The organism is Thermoflexus sp. (assembly GCF_025055495.1).
GTDB lineage: Bacteria > Chloroflexota > Anaerolineae > Thermoflexales > Thermoflexaceae > Thermoflexus.
Genome location: NZ_JANWXB010000224.1, coordinates 1 through 4,028, shown reverse-complemented (window position 1 = coordinate 4,028; position 4,028 = coordinate 1). Strand labels below are relative to the sequence as shown.

Sequence of the window (4,028 nt, the reverse complement as noted above, 5' to 3'; positions counted from 1 at the left end):
ACCAAGGATTTCCAGGGGATCACCGGCGTGATCACCTTCGATGAGCGGGGCGACCCGGTCAAGGCCAAGTATTTCGTGCTGAAGGTGATCTCCGGGAAGCCGGAGGACTGGGGCAAGAACGAGCTGGTGAAGACCCTGGAGCTGTCGCCGCCGCCGCTCACGCCGGAGCTGAAGGCAGCCTGCGGGGTCAAGTGAAGGGGCTTCTGCGGGGCGGGAAGGGGGATCTGCCCTTTCCCGCCCCGTTTTGTCCAGCTTCTGGCCATTGCGCTCCCAACGAGGTAACTCCTACTCGTGAATACCTCTCCTCTCGAAGCCTCTTGGCCTCGGGAGGAGAAGATCCGTGAAGAGGCCATCAACGCCACATCCCTATGGTCTCCAAAATCCCCGTGGGGAGATCGCAGATCACGGTAGGGTTATAGGGTGGAAAAATCCTATAATCGAGCGATTCGGAATGCGCAGGGCGATTTCACAATCTGTTCTTTACCGGGCCATGATTGTTCCTCTGATCCAGCTGGTCGTCTTCGTGGCGATCAGCTTGGCGGTTATTGGATCCACGGTTCTGATCCTTGCTGCCCTCTTTAATCGCCCCGTTGCCGGCGGGATGACCCTTCTCCAGTTCGTGATCCGCACGCTTCCCCAGGTGGCCATCGATGGGCTGGTGATCGGTTTCCTCTACGCCATGATCGCCCTGGGCTATACGATGGTCTACGGGGTGTTGCAATTCATCAACTTTGCGCACAGTGAGATCTTCATGGTCGGGGCCTTCATTGGCGTTGAGATCATGCTGGCCCTCGCCATCCCCTCAACCGCGCCGCTGATGCTGATCATGGCGGGGATCCTGCTGGCGGTGGCGGCGGGGATGATGGGCAGTGGTCTCCTGGCGGTAGCGATTGAACGGATCGCCTACCGGCCGTTGCGCGGAGCGCCCCGTCTGGTTCCTCTGATTTCAGCGATTGGGGTCTCATTCTTCCTTCAGGACGCTGTGCGGGCGATCGAGGGGTTGCTGAATAACGCCTTCTATCGCAATTATCCTTCCTTCCCCGTTTTGAATCAGCAGATCCCGCTGGCCACCTTCACGTTCGCCGGCCAGCCGGTCCAGATGCAGATCCAGGCCAAGGTGATCTTCATCATCATCGCTTCTCTGGTGATGTTAACCGGATTGAACTTTGTGGTGAATGCCACCCGGCTGGGCCGGGCGATCCGGGCCGTAGCCCAGGACCGTCCAACAGCGGCCTTGATGGGGGTGAACGTCGATCGGATCATCATGTTGACCTTTCTCATCGGGGGGGCCCTGGGCGGAGCAACCGGCGTGCTGTTCGGGATCCGGGTCGGCCGAATTGATCCGTATGTGGGGTTCATCCCCGGGATCAAAGCCTTCACCGCGGCGGTGCTGGGCGGCATCGGCAACATCACCGGGGCGATGCTGGGCGGGATCGTCCTGGGAGTCCTGGAGGGGTTTGCCGGTGCCTATCTCTCCCAGTTCACCGGCGGGGCCTTCGGTGCTGAATATAAGGATATCTTCGCATTCCTGATCTTGATCCTAATCTTAATGTTCCGGCCGACAGGCTTGCTGGGCGAGATGGTGGGCCAGAAGGCATGATGGGTTCTGTTGCAAACCTCGGCCGATTACAGTTTGGGCCTGATAGATGCCTGCATGGGGTAAGCTCCTCCCCCCTTTCCCCACTTCCCATCGCCGCAGGGCCACAGGGAAGGGGAAATAAGAGTTTTTGAACTGAGCGGGCCATCAAAGGGGGCTTGCCCAGTTCCAAAAACCCTCGAGGGGGGTAACTCATGATTCGCTGAACTTATCGCCTGCGGGGCCATAGAGGGGAGAAAAGGGCCCTCCCCATAGAAGCCTGTGGAAGATTGATTTGTCGCGAAACGAGGTGCCGGATGATCAGCGCGAAGGCCAAAGCGTGGATCGAACGGGTTCAGAATGGTCGATCGCTATATCTGGTGGGTGTGCTGATTTACATTCTGGCCGCCCTCCTCCTGATGAACTGGTTGAACCAGCCCGGATTGCGGGATGCAGTGTGGTATCCCCTGGTCTCTGCTCTCGCCTTCGCAGCGTTCTTGGGCTCTCTCCTCCTGATCTACTATGCGCCGCTCGCGGGAGTGGTGAAGGGGATCCTGGGCCTGAGCATCCTGCTGGTGCTGCTCCCCTTCCTGGGGATTCGGAACACCTTCCTCCTGGAAGTAGCCACCCAGGTGGGGATTTTCGCCGCCATGGCTTTGGGGCTGAACATCGTGGTGGGCTTCGCGGGGTTGCTGGACCTGGGATATGTGGCATTTTATGCCGTCGGAGCCTATCTATGGGCGATCTTCGGCTCTCCTCAGGCCAACATCGCCTTCGGGACAGACCGCTTCCCGCTGGAGCCGGAGTGGTTTTTCCTCTTCCTGTTCCTGGCTGTGGGGGTGGCCGCTCTCACCGGGATCCTGCTGGGACTGCCGGTGTTGCGATTGCGAGGGGATTATCTGGCCATTGTGACCTTGGCCTTTGGCGAAGTGATCCGCGTGATCGTTAACAACCTGGACAAGCCGATCAACCTGACGAACGGTCCCCAAGGGATTCGACCGGTGCAACGTCCCCCCCTGTTCTTCAAGCCGTGGTTAAGCGCGCTGGGGATCCAACTGGATGATCCCACGCTGTATGCGCTGTATTTCTACTTCCTGGTCCTTCTGGTGATCGGTTTTGCCATCTGGCTGGCCCGGCGCCTCGAAAACTCGTGGGTGGGGCGGGCATGGACGGCGATTCGGGAGGATGAGCTGGCGGCTCAAGCGATGGGGATCCCTCTGGTGCGGATGAAGCTGGCGGCCTTCGCCACCGGTGCCTCCTTTGCAGGGGCGATGGGGATGATCTTCGCTGCGAAGCAATATTTCATCAACCCCGAAAGCTTCACCTTTATGGAATCCATCGGGGTCCTGGTCATGGTGATCGTTGGGGGCATGGGGAGCATTCCCGGCGCCATCGTGGGAGCCACCGTGGTGACCATCCTCAACCTCCAGATCCTGAAAGGCTTGTCGCTCATGCTGAACAAGTTGCGCCAGGCCGGGGTGGTGATCCCGGTGATCGACTTCCCGCTGAGCCAGTGGCCGACCCAACTGGAGCCCGCTAAGTATGAGCGGCTGGTCTTCGGGATCCTCCTGATCCTGATGATGATCCTGCGACCCCAGGGCCTCATCCCGGAGCGACGCCATCGGATGGAGCTGGCCGAGGCTCTGGGCCGGGAGGAGGCGGCTGAGCTGGAGCGATTGCCGGTGGAGGCGGAGAAGGAACTTCCGCCGGTGATCCCAGCGCCGGAGGTCAAACCGGCCAGGGATTGAAATTTCGATCAACCAAAGGTCCCCTGATAATCGCTCCAGCCCATGGTGAGGATTCTTTCCGAAGGAATTTTTCGCAGGATGGAGGCCGCCTTTGGCGGCCTCCATCCTGCGAAAACGAATTTTCCCGCTTTATAGCATGTGCAAGCAATCTTCGCGAGAAATCCTCATAGAAGTGCCAGGAGGCATTAGGAATGGCCAACTTGTTGGAATTAAGGAAGCTCACCAAGCGGTTTGGTGGGCTGGTTGCGGTTAATCGAGTGGATTTCACGCTGGAAGCAGGACGGATTGTTAGTATCATTGGGCCTAACGGGGCGGGGAAGACCACGCTCTTCAACCTCATCACTGGGATTTACAAACCGGACGAGGGGGAGATCCTTTTCGTGGGGAGGTCTCTGGTTGGGCTCCGGCCGGACCAAATCACTGCGCGAGGTATCTCGCGCACCTTTCAAAATATCCGCCTGTTCGGGAATATGACGGTGATCGAAAACATCCTGGTCGGCATGCATACCCGTTTCCGGGCGAATCCGGTGGACATCCTGTTCCGAACTCCTCGGTTTCGAGCCGAGGAACGGCAGTTGCGGGAGGAAGCGCTGCGGCTGATTCGATTTGTGGGGTTGCGAGCCTCGCCGGACGAACTGGCCAAAAATCTGCCTTATGGTGAACAGCGCAAGGTGGAGATCGCGCGGGCCCTCGCAGCCCATCCG

The 4,028-nt window shown here is 59.2% G+C and carries 3 protein-coding genes and 1 pseudogene; all 4 read left to right on the top strand.

Features of this window, described 5'->3' with window-relative positions:
• Positions 1-195 (top strand): annotated as a pseudogene (locus NZM16_RS07495) (hypothetical protein); the annotation flags it as partial.
• Between the two features lie 406 nt (positions 196-601).
• Positions 602-1,600, top strand: coding sequence for a branched-chain amino acid ABC transporter permease (locus NZM16_RS07490; RefSeq protein WP_367281016.1), 999 nt, complete (start codon positions 602-604; stop codon positions 1,598-1,600).
• A gap of 293 nt (positions 1,601-1,893) precedes the next feature.
• Positions 1,894-3,324: a hypothetical protein gene (locus NZM16_RS07485; RefSeq protein ID WP_295450134.1), complete on the top strand. Its 1,431-nt coding sequence runs from the start codon at positions 1,894-1,896 to the stop codon at positions 3,322-3,324.
• A 191-nt stretch (positions 3,325-3,515) separates the two neighbouring features.
• On the top strand, positions 3,516-4,028 hold a 513-nt coding region (locus NZM16_RS07480), incomplete at its 3' end, for an ABC transporter ATP-binding protein (RefSeq protein WP_295479669.1).